10 protein-coding genes and 1 pseudogene are annotated in these 15422 nt (G+C 71.3%); 5 read left to right on the top strand and 6 right to left on the bottom strand.

What is annotated here, in order from left to right; translation table 11 throughout:
- The first annotated feature begins 92 nt into the window (after positions 1–92).
- The 3 genes from ABZX22_RS12330 to ABZX22_RS12320 are packed head-to-tail and all read left to right on the top strand — an operon-like array spanning position 93 to position 5075.
- Positions 93–1211 (top strand): DUF559 domain-containing protein, encoded by a 1119-nt coding sequence (locus ABZX22_RS12330; protein ID WP_354907843.1) that lies wholly within the window; start codon positions 93–95, stop codon positions 1209–1211.
- The gene (locus ABZX22_RS12325) at positions 1153–1785 is read left to right on the top strand and encodes a hypothetical protein (protein WP_354907842.1); all 633 of its coding nucleotides are present in this window, start codon (positions 1153–1155) and stop codon (positions 1783–1785) included. Before ABZX22_RS12330 ends, ABZX22_RS12325 begins: the two co-directional genes overlap by 59 nt.
- Entirely contained in the window at positions 1782–5075 is a 3294-nt protein-coding gene (locus ABZX22_RS12320) for a DUF87 domain-containing protein (protein ID WP_354907840.1), read from the top strand. Before ABZX22_RS12325 ends, ABZX22_RS12320 begins: the two co-directional genes overlap by 4 nt.
- Before the next feature lie 272 nt (positions 5076–5347).
- On the opposite strand, the gene clpB is transcribed toward ABZX22_RS12320, so the two are convergent.
- The 6 genes and pseudogenes from clpB to ABZX22_RS12290 all read right to left on the bottom strand — a co-directional run bounded on the left by clpB (position 5348) and on the right by ABZX22_RS12290 (position 12652).
- Positions 5348–7915: an ATP-dependent chaperone ClpB gene (gene clpB, locus ABZX22_RS12315; protein ID WP_354907839.1), complete on the bottom strand. Its 2568-nt coding sequence runs from the start codon at positions 7913–7915 to the stop codon at positions 5348–5350.
- Positions 7916–7967: 52 nt separating this feature from the next.
- Positions 7968–8270: pseudogene (locus ABZX22_RS12310) on the bottom strand (helix-turn-helix transcriptional regulator); the annotation flags it as partial.
- Between the two features lie 4 nt (positions 8271–8274).
- A complete protein-coding gene (gene dnaJ / locus ABZX22_RS12305; protein ID WP_354907838.1) occupies positions 8275–9456 on the bottom strand; it encodes a molecular chaperone DnaJ in 1182 nt (393 codons plus the stop codon).
- 24 nt (positions 9457–9480) lie between these two features.
- The gene (grpE, locus tag ABZX22_RS12300) at positions 9481–10074 is read right to left on the bottom strand and encodes a nucleotide exchange factor GrpE (RefSeq protein WP_354907837.1); all 594 of its coding nucleotides are present in this window, start codon (positions 10072–10074) and stop codon (positions 9481–9483) included.
- Positions 10075–10076: 2 nt separating this feature from the next.
- Positions 10077–11939 (bottom strand): molecular chaperone DnaK, encoded by a 1863-nt coding sequence (dnaK, locus tag ABZX22_RS12295; protein WP_354907836.1) that lies wholly within the window; start codon positions 11937–11939, stop codon positions 10077–10079.
- A 293-nt stretch (positions 11940–12232) separates the two neighbouring features.
- Positions 12233–12652 carry a hypothetical protein gene (locus tag ABZX22_RS12290; RefSeq protein WP_354907835.1) on the bottom strand — a complete coding sequence of 140 codons (420 nt, stop codon included), beginning with the start codon at positions 12650–12652 and terminating at the stop codon, positions 12233–12235.
- Between the two features lie 514 nt (positions 12653–13166).
- On the opposite strand from ABZX22_RS12290, the gene ABZX22_RS12285 reads away from it, so the two are divergent.
- Together ABZX22_RS12285 and proC are read left to right on the top strand one after the other, a co-directional pair.
- The gene (locus tag ABZX22_RS12285; RefSeq protein ID WP_354907833.1) at positions 13167–14054 is read left to right on the top strand and encodes a proline dehydrogenase family protein; all 888 of its coding nucleotides are present in this window, start codon (positions 13167–13169) and stop codon (positions 14052–14054) included.
- A 397-nt stretch (positions 14055–14451) separates the two neighbouring features.
- The gene (gene proC, locus ABZX22_RS12280; RefSeq protein ID WP_354907832.1) at positions 14452–15246 is read left to right on the top strand and encodes a pyrroline-5-carboxylate reductase; all 795 of its coding nucleotides are present in this window, start codon (positions 14452–14454) and stop codon (positions 15244–15246) included.
- Positions 15247–15422: the final 176 nt, after the last annotated feature.

Genomic DNA, 15422 nt, shown 5'->3' with positions numbered 1-15422 from the left:
GCGCGAACATCTCGTAACACTCATGCGCGGCAAGGGCGATTACGTATAGCTTCAGCAAAGAGTGGATGGTCCGCGAACGAGGGGATTGCGCAGTGTCGCCGGTCGTCCTCACGCACGCCATGACCGCCCCGCATCGGGCGAGCGAGCTGGTGGCGGCGGTGCTGCGCGACATGGAGGACCTCGCCGTGCGCCGCTTTCCCCAGTGGTTACCCGGCGCCGAGGACATCCCGGGGCCGGGCGGCGCCGGTGTCAGGGCCGTCCGGTTGCTCGCCGTACGGCTGGCGGCGGGGGACCGGCACTTCGGGCCGTTCCTGGCCGACCTGGCCGAGGCGGCGCTCAGCGGCCACCCCGGTACGGCACGCCACCCCGCGGAGGTGCGCGCGGCGGGGCTCGGCCGGGTGCTCGGCACCGGTGCGACGATCGCGGTCGAGACCCCCGGTGACCTGAGCGAGGGCGAGGCTGACGCGGTGGTCGCGGGCTGCCAGTGGCTCGAACGATGGACGGGCCTGCGCGTCGTGAAGTCGTCGCGCCCGCCGGCGGAGCCCCCGGCGCCCGCCTCTCCCCGCGTTCCCGGTCAGCCCACGCGCGGGCGATCCGGGGCTTCTGGGGAGCCCACGCCCACGCCCGCGCCAGCGCCAGCGCCCGCGCCCACGCCCGCGCCAGCGCCAGCGCCCGTGCCCACGCCCGCGCCAGCGCCAGCGCCCGTGCCCACGCCCGCGCCCGCGCCCACGCCCGCGCCCACGCCCGCGCCGTCCGGGCTTCCCTGGCAGCCTGCGGATGGTCCCGGCGGGCGGGGGCCGTGGCCGCCCAGGAAGGGGCGTCCGCATCACGCGAGCCCCGCCGAGCAGCGCATGGAGAGCGTGCTCAGGTGGTGCGAATGGGCGGCCGGCAGGGAGTGGAACCAGGTCTACGGCGCCCACCCGCTCGCCAACCCGATCAGGGTCGACCTCCTCTGGCGGGAGGCGTGGCTGATCGTCGAGATCGACGACGACAGCCACCTGAGGCAGGAGAAGTTCGAGTCGGACCGCCGGCGTGACGTGCGCCTGCACCGGGACGGCTACACGGTGCTGCGCTTCACCAGCGGCGACGTTCTGACGGACGCGCAGGCCGTGGCCCGCGAGATCGCGGTGTTCGTCAACGAAAGGGTAGGAAATGGCACTGTCGGTTCCGCAGGTCTCGGTGATGATCGTCCTCATGGCCGAGGCCGATGAGGTGACCAACCCGGAGCTGAAGAAGCGGTACGGGCTCACCCTCGACGGCGAGGACCGCCGTCGCCTGAACGACCTCAAGCTGGTGGAGAGCTGCAAACGGGGCAGGTCGTTCGCGCACGTGCTGACCGACGACGGCTGGGCGCGCCTGGCCGAGGAGATCCGTGCGGGCGTGAAGGTCACCTCCGGCTCGAACGGGGCCGCGCTCAGGGCGGTGCTGGCCGGACTGGTGCGCTTCCTGGCCCGTACCGACCAGCGTCTGGGCGACGTCTTCCAGCCCGCCCAGGAGGCGGACTCCCGCGAGACCACACCCGAGGACGTCGAAGGGCGGGTGCGGGCCGTCTACGCCGAGCTGGCCCGCGAGCCGGGCGGCTGGGTCAGCCTGACCGACGTCCGCCTTCGGCTGGCCGACGTGCCCAAGGACGTGATGGACGCCGCCCTGCGCGGCCTCAACAGGCAGCCCGACGTCGTCATGGTGCCCGAGGACAACCAGAAGGCGCTCAGGCCGCAGGACCGCAGCTCCGCGCTGGCCGTCGGCGACCAGGACAAGCACTACCTGTCGATCGGCGCCCGATGACGGCGGAATGGGAGGCGCTGAGCGCGCTGCGGCTCAACGCGGTCCACGCCCCTGACGACGTCTGGCGGCCCTCGCCGTACCACGTGGAGAGCCTGCACCCGATGGCCGCGCTCGACCTGCGCCGCGGGGTGACCGAGGCGAAGGAGAGCGCTGACGCCAGCCCGATCGGCGTGGTGATCCAGGGGCAGCGCGGCACCGGCAAGACCCACCTGTTGGGCTGGGCGCGCGAGCACGCTCAGCGGGAGGGCGGGTACTTCTTCCTGATCGGCCTGCTCGACGCCAGGAGCTTCTGGGAGAGCATCGTGATCGCGATGCTGGACAGCCTCTGGCGGCCGGCCGAGGACGGCCACTCCCAGCTGCGCCTGCTGCTGAACCGGCTGGCGCAGCTGGCCGACGTGCCCAGGATGGTACGGCGGGCCGTCGACGGAAGGGGCCACCTCGACAGGAAGGCGCTCGACCTGTTCGTGGAGGCGCTGCGCCGCAAGGGCGGCACCGTGCTCAGGGACGCGCACGACACGGCGCGGGCCCTGGTGCTGCTGGCCTCCGACGACCTGACGGCGCAGGACGTGGGGCAGGCCTACCTGTCGTCGCTCCCCGACGAGGGGCTGGGCAGGGAATGGGGGCTGACCAGGGTCTACCGCTCGCCGCAGGAGGTGGTGCGTGACCTGTCACGGCTGCTGGCGCTGACGGGTCCGTCGGTGATCGCGGTCGACCAGGTCGACGCGCTGGTGGCGCAGTCCGGCGCCCGCCTGGTCGACGAGGGGCAGGGCGCGGTCGTCGAGCAGGTGGCCGGCGGCCTGATGGCGCTGCGTGACGTCACCCGGCGGACGCTGACCGTGCTCTCCTGCCTGCCGCACACCTGGATGCTGATCAGGGAGCAGGCGACGGACACCGTCCGCGACAGGTTCAGGGAACCGGCCACGCTCAGGGTGCTGAAGGACGCGCAGACCGCGCGGGCCATCGTCGAACGGCGTTTCGCGACAGGGTTCGGCAAGGTGGGGTTCGTTCCGCCGTACCCGACCTGGCCGGTGTTGGAGGACGCCTTCGACAGCGCAGTCGGGCTGACGCCGCGGCAGATCCTCGTCAAGATCGACAAGCATGTCCAGAGCTGCCTCGCCGAGGGCGAGATCAGGGAGCTCGACCGGCTCGACGACCCGGGAGACGGGGGCGGCGGAGGTGGCGGCACGCCGTCCGGCGCCGGTCCCTCCGGGCTGGCCGCGCTCGACGCCCACTTCGCCCGGCTGAGGGAGAGCGCCGAGATCGAGCCCGCGCTGGACCCCAGAACCGAGGACGCCGTCCTGCCCGGACTCCTGTCGGCCGGGCTGGCGGCGTGGACGGTGGGTCGTGGCGCCGCGGCGCACGTGTACGCCCAGGATCCGCCGCCGAGCACCAAACCGCCCCTGCACGCCCGCCTGCGCCTGACGCTCGACGAGGCGACGGAGGACGAGGTGCACTGGTGCTTCAGGGGCATCGCCAGCACCCACCCCGTCGCGGCGCTGCACCGGCTGAGGGCGGCGTGCGTCTCGGCGGGGCTGCAGGCGGGGGTGCCGAGACGGCAGCTGTTCGTGCTGCGCAACGAGCCCTGGTCGGGCGGGCCGAAGACGAAGGATGCGGTGGCGGCGTTCGAGGCGGCGGGCGGGCGGGTGCTGCACGTGGACGAGGCGGACCTGCGCACGCTGGCGGCGCTGCGGGCGCTGCTCGACGAGGAGCCCGCGCACCTGCGGGAGTGGCTGTCCGCCCGGCGGCCGGCCGACGACGTGAAGCTGCTGGTCGAGGCTCTCAGCCACCCCGCCACCGCCCTCCCCCCAGCTCCCACCGCGCCCGGCCCCGCTGCCCTGCCCGCCGTGGAAGGGCCCGCCGCCGCACCACCCGGCCGTGCTGCCCTGCCCGCCGTGGAAGCCGCTGCCGCGCCACCCGGGCCCGCCGAACCCGTGAGGGCCGCGCCGCCCGGGCCCGTCGCCCAGCCCGCCGCACCCGTGAGGGCCGCGCCGTCCGGCGGGGGCTCCCTCACCACCGGCGCGGGCCGTTCCGGATCCGGGGCAGCCGGCGCGCGCCCGGACTCGGTGGTCGTCGGCACGGACACGGGCGCGGGCACACCGGTGCGGATCGAGCTGGCGGCCCTCAGGAAGCACACGGTCATCTTCGCCGGCTCGGGCTCCGGCAAGACCGTGCTGATCCGCAGGCTCGTCGAGGAGTGCGCGCTGCAGGGCGTCTCCGCCGTCGTGCTCGATCCGAACAACGACCTGTCCCGCCTCGGTACGCCATGGCCCGAGCCCCCACCCGCCTGGGAGGACGGCGACCGGCAGAAGGCCGCCGACTACCTCCGCGACACCGACGTGGTCGTCTGGACCCCCGGCAGGCAGACCGGCCGCCCGCTCACCTTCCAGCCGCTGCCCGACCTGAGCGGCCTGGCCGACGACCCCGACGAGTTCCGCCTGGCGATCGACGCCGCGGTGGCCGCCCTCGCCCCCAAGGCCAGGATCGACGGGGCGACGGCCAAGGCGCAGCGCTCCCAGGCCGTGCTGAGGGAGGCGGTCGCCCACCACGCGAAGCTCCGGGCGCACGGGCTGGAGGGGTTGATCGAGCTGCTGTCCGACCTGCCCGACGAGGTCAGCGACCTGGACGGCGCCGCGAAGCTGGCCGCCGAGGTGGGACAGAACCTGCGGGCGGCGGTCATCAACGACCCCCTGTTCGGCGGTCGCGGCACCCCGGTCGACCCCGGCGTGCTGCTGACCCCGGAGCGCGGACGGCGGGCCCGGGTATCGGTGATCAACATGGCCGGGCTCCAGGAGGACGAGCAGCGGCAGGGCTTCGTCAACCGGCTCCAGCTCGGGCTGTTCGCGTGGTTCAGACGGCATCCGGCGGGCGGCCGGCCGCTGGGCGGGCTGCTGGTCATGGACGAGGCGCAGACGTTCGCGCCGCAGGCGAAGACCACGCCCGCCACGGGCAGCACCCTCATGCTCGCCTCCCAGGCCCGCAAGTACGGCCTGGGCCTGGTGTTCGCCACCCAGGCGCCGAAGGGGCTGCACAACCACATCCCCGGCAACGCCGCCACGCAGTTCTTCGGCTTCCTGAACGCGCCGATCCAGCGGCAGGCCGCGGAGGAGATGGCCAGGTCCAAGGGGGGAGCGGCGACGGAGATCGGGCGGTTGCGGGCCGGGCGGTTCTACGTGGCGGCGGAGGGGGCGGGGTTCCACCAGATCAGCGTGCCGATGTGCCTGAGCCACCACCCGGCCGCCCCGCCCACCGCCGAGGAGGTTCTCTCCCTGGCCCGCGCCGACACCCCCTGACCACAGGCCCCGACCGGCCCCACTCCACAGCTCTCTCGCGAGCGGGACGCGCCCCTCGAGGACTGTCCCCCTGAGCATGAAGCGCCCCTCGGGACTCTCCCCGTGTGCGGTACGAGCCCCTCAGGGACTCTCCCCGTGTGTGGACGCGCTCCCCGGGGACTCTCGCCGTGTGCGGGACGCACCTCGTGGACGGAGCGCGGGACGGGGCCACGCGGACGTGACAAGGCCCCGGACGGGAATCCGCCCGAGGCCTTGTGGTTCAGGGGTCAGGGTCAGGCGCGGCCGATGGTCAGCTCGTCGTCGCCCAGGTCGACCAGGACCGTGTCGCCGTCGACCACCTCGCCGGACAGCACCGCCTTGGCCAGCTTGTCGCCGATCGCCGACTGCACCAGCCGCCGCAGCGGCCGCGCGCCGTACATCGGGTCGTAGCCGGTGATCGCCAGCCAGTCGCGCGCCGCCGGGGTGACGTCGAGCGCGAGCCGCCGGTCGGCCAGCCGCTGGGCGAGCCGGTCCACCTGCAGGTCGACGATCTTCGTCAGCTCCTCTGTGCCGAGCGCGTCGAACAGGATGACGTCGTCGAGCCGGTTGAGGAACTCCGGCTTGAACGACGCCCGCACCGCGCCCATCACAGCGTCGCGCTTGGCGCCGTTCTCCAGTTTCGGATCGACGAGGTACTGCGAGCCGATGTTGGAGGTCAGGATGAGGATCGTGTTGCGGAAGTCGACCGTGCGGCCCTGCCCGTCGGTCAGCCGGCCGTCGTCGAGCACCTGCAGCAGGATGTCGAAGACCTCGGGGTGCGCCTTCTCGACCTCGTCCAGCAGGACGACGGTGTAGGGGCGCCGCCGTACGGTCTCGGTGAGCTGGCCGCCCTCCTCGTAGCCGACGTAGCCGGGAGGCGCGCCGACCAGGCGGGCGACGCTGTGCTTCTCGGAGTACTCGGACATGTCGATGCGGGTCATCGCCCGCTCGTCGTCGAACAGGAACTCCGCCAGCGCCTTGGCCAGCTCGGTCTTGCCGACGCCGGTCGGGCCGAGGAACAGGAACGAGCCCGTCGGCCGGTCGGGGTCGGCGATGCCGGCGCGGCTGCGCCGTACGGCGTCGGAGACGGCCTGGACGGCTTCGCGCTGCCCGATGAGGCGCCTGCCGAGCTCCTCCTCCATCCGAAGCAGCTTGGCGGTCTCGGCCTCGAGCAGCCGCCCGGCGGGGATGCCGGTCCACGAGGAGATGACCTCCGCGATGTCGTCGGAGCCGACCTCCTCCTTGACCATCTGCTGCTCGGGCGTCTCCTGGGCGGCGGCCAGCAGCTCCTTCTCCAGGCGGGGAACCTCGTCGTACAGGAGCCTGGAGGCGTCGGCGTAGTTGCCGTCGCGCTGGAAACGTTCGGCGGCGCCGCGCGCCTCGTCGAGCTGCTTCTTCAGGTCACCGACGCGGTTGAGCCCGTCCTTCTCGCGCTGCCACCTGGCCACGAGGGCGTTGAGCTCCTCCTGGCGGTCGGCCAGCTCGGCGCGCAGCCGTTCGAGGCGCTGCAGGGAGGCCTCGTCGGTCTCCTTGGCCAGGGCCAGCTCCTCCATCTTCATCCGGTCGACGTTGCGCTGGAGCTGGTCGATCTCGACGGGACGCGAGTCGATCTCCATGCGCAGCCGCGAGGCGGCCTCGTCGACCAGGTCGATGGCCTTGTCGGGGAGGAAGCGGTTGGTGATGTAGCGGTCGGACAGCGCCGCGGCGGCCACGAGGGCGCTGTCGGCGATCTGCACCTGGTGGTGGGCCTCGTAACGGCCCTTCAGCCCGCGCAGGATGGCGATGGTGTCCTCGACGGACGGCTCGCCGACGAACACCTGCTGGAAGCGCCGCTCGAGCGCCGGGTCCTTCTCGATCCGCTCGCGGTACTCGTCGAGGGTGGTGGCGCCGATCATGCGCAGCTCGCCGCGCGCCAGCATCGGCTTGAGCATGTTGCCCGCGTCCATGGCGCCCTCGGCGGCGCCCGCGCCGACCACGGTGTGCAGTTCGTCGATGAAGGTGACGATCTGCCCGTTGCTCTCCTTGATCTCGGAGAGCACGGCCTTGAGCCGCTCCTCGAACTCGCCGCGGTACTTCGCGCCCGCCACCATCGCGCCGAGGTCGAGCGAGACGAGCTTCTTGTTGCGCAGCGACTCGGGGACGTCACCGGCGACGATCCGCTGCGCCAGCCCCTCGACGACGGCGGTCTTGCCGACGCCCGGCTCGCCGATCAGCACCGGGTTGTTCTTGGTACGGCGCGACAGCACCTGCACCACGCGCCTGATCTCGGAGTCGCGCCCGATCACCGGGTCGAGCTTGCCGCTCCTGGCCCGCTCGGTCAGGTCGACGCCGTACTTCTCCAGCGCCTGGTAGGTGTCCTCCGGCGTCTCGCTGGTGACCCTGGCGTGCCCGCGCACCTTCTCGAACGCGTCGAGCAGCGCCTGCGGCGTGGCCCCCGAGTTCTTCAGCAGCGTGGCCATCTCGCCGCCGTCGGTCGCGAGACCGACCAGCAGGTGCTCGGTCGAGACGTACTCGTCCTCCAGGCGCTTGGCCCGCTGCGCGGCGGTGTTGATCACCGTCAGCACCTGACGCGAGCTGGAGGGCGCGCTCACCGTGGCGCCCTGCGCCTTCGGCAGGGCCGCCAGCGCGGCCTCCACCTTGGCGCGCAACGCTTTCCAGTCGGCGCCGACCGCTTCGAGCAGAGGTACGGCGGTGCCGCCCGTCTGGGAGAGGAGGGCGGCCAGCAGATGGGCCGGCGCGATCTCGGGATTTCCTTCGGTGGCCGCCCGCCGCATGGCGACCGACAGCGCTTCCTGGCTCTTCTGCGTGAGCTTGTAGTCCATGTATTCAGGCCCCCGGTGGCAACTCGTAGCGGATCAGCGCCTTGACCATGGACACTTCGGCTCTGAGGCGGTGAACCTCCTCACGCAGCCTCAGCGCTTCGTTCTCCAGCTCAAGAATCCGCTTGATGCCGGCGAGGTTGATGCCCTCCTCCTGGGACAGGCGCTGCACCTCGCGCAGCTGGATGATGTCTCGCATGGAGTAGAGGCGGCCGCGGCCCGCCGTACGGCCCGGGCAGACCAGCCCGAGGCGGTCGTACTGCCGCAGGGTCTGCGGATGCAGGCCGGACAGCTGGGCGGCCACCGAGATGACATAGACGGGTGTCTCGTCCGACAGGTTGAAGTAGTTGGCGTCCATCGGCCTACTCACTCCTGGCACGTTGGATGAGGTCGGCCCGAGGGTCCTCGTTCGCGGTGGCGGTGCGGAACTCGTTCAGCAGCTCGCGCGACTTGTCGTCGAGCTCCTGCGGCACGAGCACCTCCACCGAGGCGAGCAGGTCGCCCTTGGTGCCGTCCTTACGGGTGGCCCCCCTGCCGCGGACCCTGAACGTGCGGCCGTTGGGCGTACCCGCCGGAATGCGCAGAGTGACAGGCAGGCCCTTGAGGACGGGCACCTTGATCTCCGCGCCGAGCGCCGCCTCGGTGAAGGTGACGGGAACGGTGATGGTCAGGTTGTCGCCCGACCGCCCGAACACCGCGTGCGGCTTGACGTGAGTCTGGATGTAGAGGTCGCCGGCCGGCCCGCCGTTCTCGCCGGGCGCGCCCTTGCCCTTGAGCTTGACCCGCTGCCCGTCGGCCACCCCGGCCGGGATGCGCGCCTGGATGGTGCGGGTGCTCTTGGCCCGCCCGCTGCCGTCGCAGACCTGGCACGGGTCGTCGACGAGCAGCCCGCGGCCCTTGCAGTCGCGGCAGGGCTCGGAGAAGGCGAAGTTGCCCAGGTTACGGCTGGCCGCACCGGTGCCCTCACAGGTCGGGCAGACCCGCGGGGTCGTGCCCGCCTTGGCTCCCGTGCCGCTACAGGCCTTGCACGCCGACGACGTGGTCAGCCTCAGCGAGACGGTGTGACCCTCGACCGCCTCGGTGAAGGAGAGCGTGACCTCGGACTCGATGTCCTGGCCGCGGCGCGGCCTGGTCGTCGTGCCCGTGGTACGGGTGCTCCCGCCACCCCTGTTGAACAGCCCGCCGAACAGGTCGCCGATGCGCTCGCTCGTGCTTCCGCTGTGCTGGCCGGTGCCGCCGAACAGGTCGCCGAAGTCGAACGGGAAACCGCCGCCACCGCCGCCGGGCCGCGGCGCGCCCATGCCCGACCCGAACAGGGTGCGCGCCTCGTCGTACTCCTTGCGGCGCTTGCTGTCCGAGAGCACGTCGTTGGCCTCGGAGATCTCCTTGAACCTGGCCTCCTTGGCGGAGTCACCCTGGTTGGCGTCCGGGTGGTACTGCCTGGCCAGCTTCCGGTAGGCCTTCTTGATCTCTTCGGCGGTGGCGGTTTTCGGCACACCAAGGACGGCGTAGTAATCCTTCTCCAGGTAGTCCTTGGTGCTCATCTATGGCGTCCTTTCGGGGGGTTCTCAGTTGTCGTCGGACGCGGCCGGGGCGTCCTCGGGTTCGGCGACCGCGACCCTTGCCGGGCGCAGCACCCGATCACCGATGCGGTAGCCGAGCTGCAGCACCTCGATGGCGGTCGGCTCGGTCACCTCCGAGGAGTAGCTGTGCATCAGCGCCTCGTGGACCGTCGGGTCGAAGGGCTCGCCCTTCTGGCCGAACGGGGTCAGCCCCAGCTTGGTGACGACCGCCTCCAGCGACTCGGCGACCTTGGCGAAACCGCCGGTCAGTTCGCCGTGGTCGCGAGCCCTGCCGATGTCGTCGAGGACCGGCAGCAGCTCGGTGAGCGCTCCGGCGACCGCCTGCTCGCGGACCGCGACCCGGTCGCGCTCGACCCGCCTGCGGTAGTTGGTGTACTCCGCCTGCAGCCGCTGCAGGTCCGCGGTGCGCTCGGCCAGGAGGCCGGCGTCGCCCCCCGCGACAGGCGCGGCGTCCGCCGGAGGAGCGGCCGGGGCCGGCTCCTCCTTGGCGGTCCTCGCCTGACCCGTCTGGGGGTCGATCTTGCGGTTGTCGCGGATCACCGGCTCTGACTCGGGCCCGTTATCGCGCGGCTCAGACATCGTCACTGGTCCTTCTTGGGCTGGTCGTCGTCCACGATCTCCGCCTCGACGACGTCGTCGTCGCCGCCGGCCTTGGCCTGGCCGGTCTCGCCCTCGGGCGTGGGGCCGGCCTGCTGCTGGCTCTGAGCGTAGATCGCCGAACCCATCTTCTGGCTGACCGTGGCCAGCTTCTCCGCCGAGGTGCGGATCGTGTCGGTGTCGGTGCCCTCGAGAGCCTTCTTCAGCTCGGCGAGCGCGTCGTTCACCTCGGTCTTGATCTCACCGGGGACCTTGTCGTCGTTCTCGCGGAGGAACTTCTCCGTCTGGTAGGCGAGGCCGTCGGCGTTGTTGCGGACCTCGGCCTCCTCACGACGCTTCTTGTCCTCCTCGGCGTAGGACTCGGCCTCGCGCATCATGCGCTCGATGTCGTCCTTCGGCAGCGCCGAGCCGCCGGTGATCGTCATCGTCTGCTCCTTGCCGGTGCCAAGGTCCTTGGCGGAGACGTTGACGATGCCGTTGGCGTCGATGTCGAAGGTGACCTCGATCTGCGGGATGCCGCGCGGGGCCGGGGCGATGCCGGTCAGCTCGAAGGTGGCCAGCTTCTTGTTGTAGGAAGCGATCTCACGCTCGCCCTGGTAGACCTGGATCTGCACCGACGGCTGGTTGTCCTCGGCCGTGGTGAAGACCTCCGAGCGCTTGGTCGGGATCGTCGTGTTGCGCTCGATGATCTTCGTGAAGATGCCGCCCTTGGTCTCGATGCCGAGGGACAGCGGGGTCACGTCGAGCAGCAGGACGTCCTTGACCTCACCCTTGAGCACGCCCGCCTGGAGCGCGGCGCCGATCGCCACGACCTCGTCGGGGTTGACGCCCTTGTTCGGCTCCTTGCCGCCGGTGAGCTCCTTGACCAGCTCGGAGACGGCGGGCATACGGGTCGAGCCGCCGACGAGCACCACGTGGGCGATGTCGGAGACCTTGATGCCGGCGTCCTTGATGACCTGGTGGAACGGGCCCTTGGTCCGCTCGAGCAGGTCGGCGGTCAGGCGCTGGAACTCCGAGCGGGTCAGCTTCTCGTCGAGGTGCAGCGGGCCCTCGGAGGAGGCCGTGATGTAGGGCAGGTTGATGTTGGTCTCGGCCTGGCTGGACAGCTCGATCTTGGCCTTCTCCGCCGCCTCGCGCAGGCGCTGGAGGGCCATCTTGTCCTTGGCCAGGTCGACGCCGTGGGCGTTCTGGAAGCGCTTGACCAGCTCGTCGACGACGCGCTGGTCCCAGTCGTCGCCACCGAGGTGGTTGTCGCCGGAGGTGGCCTTCACCTCGACGAAGCCGTGGCCGTCCTCCTGACCGACGTCGAGCAGGGACACGTCGAAGGTGCCGCCGCCGAGGTCGAAGACCAGGATGGTCTGGTCCTTGTCCTTGTCGAGGCCGTAGGCGAGGGCCGCGGCCGTCGGCTCGTTGATGATGCGAAGCACGTTGAGGCCCGCGATCGTGCCGGCTTCCTTGGTGGCCTGGCGCTGGGCGTCGTTGAAGTAGGCCGGGACGGTGATCACGGCGTCGGTGATCTTCTCGCCCAGGTAGGCCTCGGCGTCCTGCTTGAGCTTCTGCAGGACGAAAGCGCTGATCTGCTGCGGGGAGAACTTCTTCCCGTCGATCTCCGTGGACCAGTTGGTGCCCATCTCGCGCTTGACCGAGCGAATCGTCCGGTCCACGTTGGTGACGGCCTGACGCTTGGCCACCTCACCGACGAGGACCTCGCCGTTCTTCGCGAAGGCGACCACGGACGGCGTGGTCCGCGAGCCCTGCGCGTTGGCGATGACGGTGGGCTCACCGCCCTCGAGGATCGAGACGACGGAGTTGGTCGTCCCCAGGTCGATACCTACCGCACGTGCCATGAGTACGTCCTTGTAGTCAAAGTTGAGCTTGTTGGGCTCAACCTATGGACCGACGAGTAGTTTGTCAAACGAGTTGAGCCTATGCGACTCAACCTCTGGGTGCGCACCGACATTCCCGGCGAGGGGGATTTTCCGAGTGACTCACGATCCTGAACGACAGGCGCCACGCCCGCGGTTCCAACCTGGTGCGGACGCACACGGCGACGGCCGCCCCTCGGGGACGGCCGTCGTGTGGGTTCGGCTTCTCCAGCGCCTGTGCCGGCGCTTCTCTGGCGTCTTCTCTCGCGTCTTCTCTAGCGCCGCCCGGCGCCGTCGACGATCTTGCGTTTCCCGATCGGCGCCTTCAGCTTGACCGTCGTGGTCTTCTGGATGGCGATCTCGATGCAGGAGACGTTCTGGGCCTTGGCCGCCGTGCCCTCGTAGAGGGTGACGGTCACCTGCTTGGCCGTCTCCTTCACCGCCACCCTGTCGAGCACCGCGCACGGCTCGACACCCGACCACCAGACCAGCTTGACCAGGCGGTCCTTGGCCTTGGCGCTCTCGAACCGGACCTTACGGGTGTTGACGGTGTCGCCGACCGGTCTGACCTTCTTCGGCGACGGGGTGGGGGAGGTGGAGGGTGTGCTGATCGCCGGCTGGGCGGCGACGGGCTGGTGGGGGTTCGGGCGGGCTGCCGTGTCAGTGGCGGCCGCGCCGCAGCTCAGGGTCAGCATCAGACACCCGGCCACGAGGGCTGTAGTCCGCATACCCGTATGACGGATCCCGCGACGCCCCGGTTCACCCTCCCGCCGCCCATCCTTCGCGCCGGCCCGCGCCCGCATTCCGAGCGAATCGCCCCTCCGACCGTCGCGGGGTCGCGGCCGGTCCTGCCCGCAGGCGTCGGGTGACCGTCTCGGGCCCTTCCCGTGGACATCGGGATGGCCGTCTCGGGTCCTTCTCGGACGTCGGGACCGTCTCGGGTCCGTCGGTCCTTCCGGTTGACGTCCGAGTGACGGTCGCGAAGCCCGGCGGTCCTCCCTCCGGGTGTCGAAGGAGCCTCCCTCCGGGTGTCGAAGGGTCGTCTCGGGATCGGCCGGTCCTCGCCGCGGACCTCGGGGGACGGTCTCGGGGTGTCGGCGCCGGCCTCCCGGGGTGGCCGCCTCGGGGTGCTCCCGGCGGGCCGTACCGAGGGTCGCGGGAGAGATCGAGGCGGTGATCCACCGGCGATGCGGGGTCTACGCTGGTGATGTGCTGCGTCACGTTCTCCTGGCCGCCTCGCGAAGCGAGCGCGCCGAGCGTCTCATCGCCTCGTCCCCGCTGACCAGGGGAGTGGTCAGCCGCTACGTGGCCGACGACGTGGGCGCCGTCGTCCACGACCTGTCACACCAGGGGCTGCTCGTCACCGTCGACCACCTCGGCGAGGACGTCACCGACAGGACACAGGCCGAGCGCGAGGTCCGCGCCTACCTCACCCTCCTCGAAGGTCTCCCCTCGGGAGCCGACGTCTCCGTCAAGCTCACCGCCCTCGGCCTGCGCCTGTCGGAGCAGTTCGCCCTCGACAACGCCGCGTCGGTCTGCGAGGCCGCCGCGGCCAGGGGCGTGACGGTCACCCTCGACGCCGAGGAACACGACACCATCGAGGCCCAGCTGTCGATCCACTCGACCCTCCGCAAGGAGCATCCCGACGTCGGCGTGGTCGTCCAGTCCTACCTGCGCGCCGCGCCTGAGCGCTGCGCGAAGCTCGACAGCGCCAGGGTACGGCTGTGCAAGGGCGCGTACGTGGCGCCCGAAGCGCTGTCGTACACCTCGCCGAGGGACATCGACCGCAGCTACGTCCGCTGCCTCAAGACACTCATGGCGGGCACCGGCTACCCGATGGTCGCCACCCACGACCCGCGCCTGATCGAGATCTCCGCCGCGCTGGCCGTCCTCCACGGGCGCGACACCGCGGGCTTCGAGTTCCAGATGCTGTACGGCGTGCGGCCCGCCGAGCAGCGGCGGCTGGCGGGGGTCGGCTCGCAGGTCAGGGTGTACGTGCCGTACGGCGACGACTGGTACGCCTACCTCATGCGCCGCCTGGCCGAGCGCCCGGCCAACCTGACCTTCTTCGCCCGCTCGCTCCTCTCCCGGGACTGAGGCTCCCAGCGTCGCGACCGTCACGCTCTCCGGGATCGAGGCCGCTCGCTTCCCTCCGGGAGTCGGGGTCGGGTGGCACTCTCTCCGGGGCCGAGACTGCTCGCGCCTCTCACGGGTGGGGCCGAGACCGCCCGCTCCTTCTCCTCGGAGAGGCCGGTCGCTTCCCCCTGGGGCGGAGGCCGGTCGGTCCTCCTCCGGGCGGAAGCCGGTCGCTCCTCTCGCGGCTGAGCCCGGTCGGTATCCCGGGGCAGGCCGGTCGGGGATCCCAAGGTCGGCGAGGTGGTCGTGGTCGAGTGTGCCGATCCGGCGTGACCTCGCCAGGCCCAACCACGATGCCGTACCGGCCGCCGCCTTTTCCGGCGCGATGCCGCCACGTCGGACTAGGTAGGCTGCCCGCATGATTGCGATTCTGGGAACCGGCAAGATGGGCGAGGCCCTGCTGTCGGGGCTGCTGCGGGCCGGGTTCAAGCCGGGCGACGTCCTGGCGACCGCGCGCAGGGAGGAGCGGGCCCAGGCGCTTCGGGAGACGTACGGCGTGCGGACCGTGTCGAACACCGAGGCCGCCAAGGCCGCCGACACGCTGATCCTCGCCGTCAAGCCACAGGACATGGCCGCTCTGCTGGCCGAGATCGCCCCCTACGTGCCCGCCGACAGGCTCGTCATCTCGGCGGCGGCGGGCATCACGACCGCGTTCGTCGAGCAGCGGCTCGGGGTGGACGTGCCGGTGGTCAGGGTCATGTCGAACACGCCGATCAAGTTCGACGAGGCGATGAGCGTGATCTCGGCCGGCGCGTACGCGGGTGAAGAGCACCTGCAGCGCACCGAGAACCTGCTCAAGCCGGTGGGCAAGGTGCTGCGGATCCCCGAGTCGCAGCAGGACGCGGCGACGGCGCTGTCGGGAAGCGGTCCCGCGTACTTCTTCTACCTGGTCGAGGCGATGGTGGACGCGGGCATCCTGCTCGGCATGCCGCGCGCCGCGGCGCTGGACATGGTCACGCAGTCGATCGTGGGAGCGGCGATCATGCTGCGCGACTCGGGGGAGCACCCGGTGATCCTGCGCGAGGCGGTGACCTCGCCCGGCGGCACGACCATCGCGGCGATCGCCGAGCTCGAACGGCACAGCGTGCGCGCGGCCTTCTTGGCCGCCATCGAGGCGGCCCGCGACCGCGGCCGCCAGCTCGCCTCCGGCTGACCGCAGGCTCCCGACCTCACGCCCGTCCTGCGGTCGGGCCCGCTGTTAGGAAGCCTTCCTTAATACGGCGTCATGGCGCACCATGACCGTCTGGACCCGCGACTTTCGGCCGCGGTGCTGCTGGCCGTACCGGCGGTGAGAGGGGTACGGCAGGCGGTCGCCTGATGCGCCCTCTA

The sequence above is a fragment of the Nonomuraea sp. NPDC003804 genome (assembly GCF_040610675.1).
In the GTDB taxonomy this organism is placed as follows: Bacteria; Actinomycetota; Actinomycetes; order Streptosporangiales; family Streptosporangiaceae; genus Nonomuraea.
The sequence above is the reverse complement of the archived record's forward strand: the minus strand, read 5'-3'. Positions and strand labels throughout refer to the sequence as shown.

Coding starts and splice junctions, on each gene's coding strand:
- ABZX22_RS12325 (WP_354907842.1), top strand. CDS start 1,153: ATGGCACTGTCGGTTCCGCAGGTCTCGGTGATGATCGTCCTCATGGCC.
- ABZX22_RS12320 (WP_354907840.1), top strand. CDS start 1,782: ATGACGGCGGAATGGGAGGCGCTGAGCGCGCTGCGGCTCAACGCGGTC.
- clpB (WP_354907839.1), bottom strand. CDS start 7,915: ATGGACTACAAGCTCACGCAGAAGAGCCAGGAAGCGCTGTCGGTCGCC.
- dnaJ (WP_354907838.1), bottom strand. CDS start 9,456: ATGAGCACCAAGGACTACCTGGAGAAGGATTACTACGCCGTCCTTGGT.
- grpE (WP_354907837.1), bottom strand. CDS start 10,074: ATGTCTGAGCCGCGCGATAACGGGCCCGAGTCAGAGCCGGTGATCCGC.
- dnaK (WP_354907836.1), bottom strand. CDS start 11,939: ATGGCACGTGCGGTAGGTATCGACCTGGGGACGACCAACTCCGTCGTC.
- ABZX22_RS12290 (WP_354907835.1), bottom strand. CDS start 12,652: ATGCTGACCCTGAGCTGCGGCGCGGCCGCCACTGACACGGCAGCCCGC.
- proC (WP_354907832.1), top strand. CDS start 14,452: ATGATTGCGATTCTGGGAACCGGCAAGATGGGCGAGGCCCTGCTGTCG.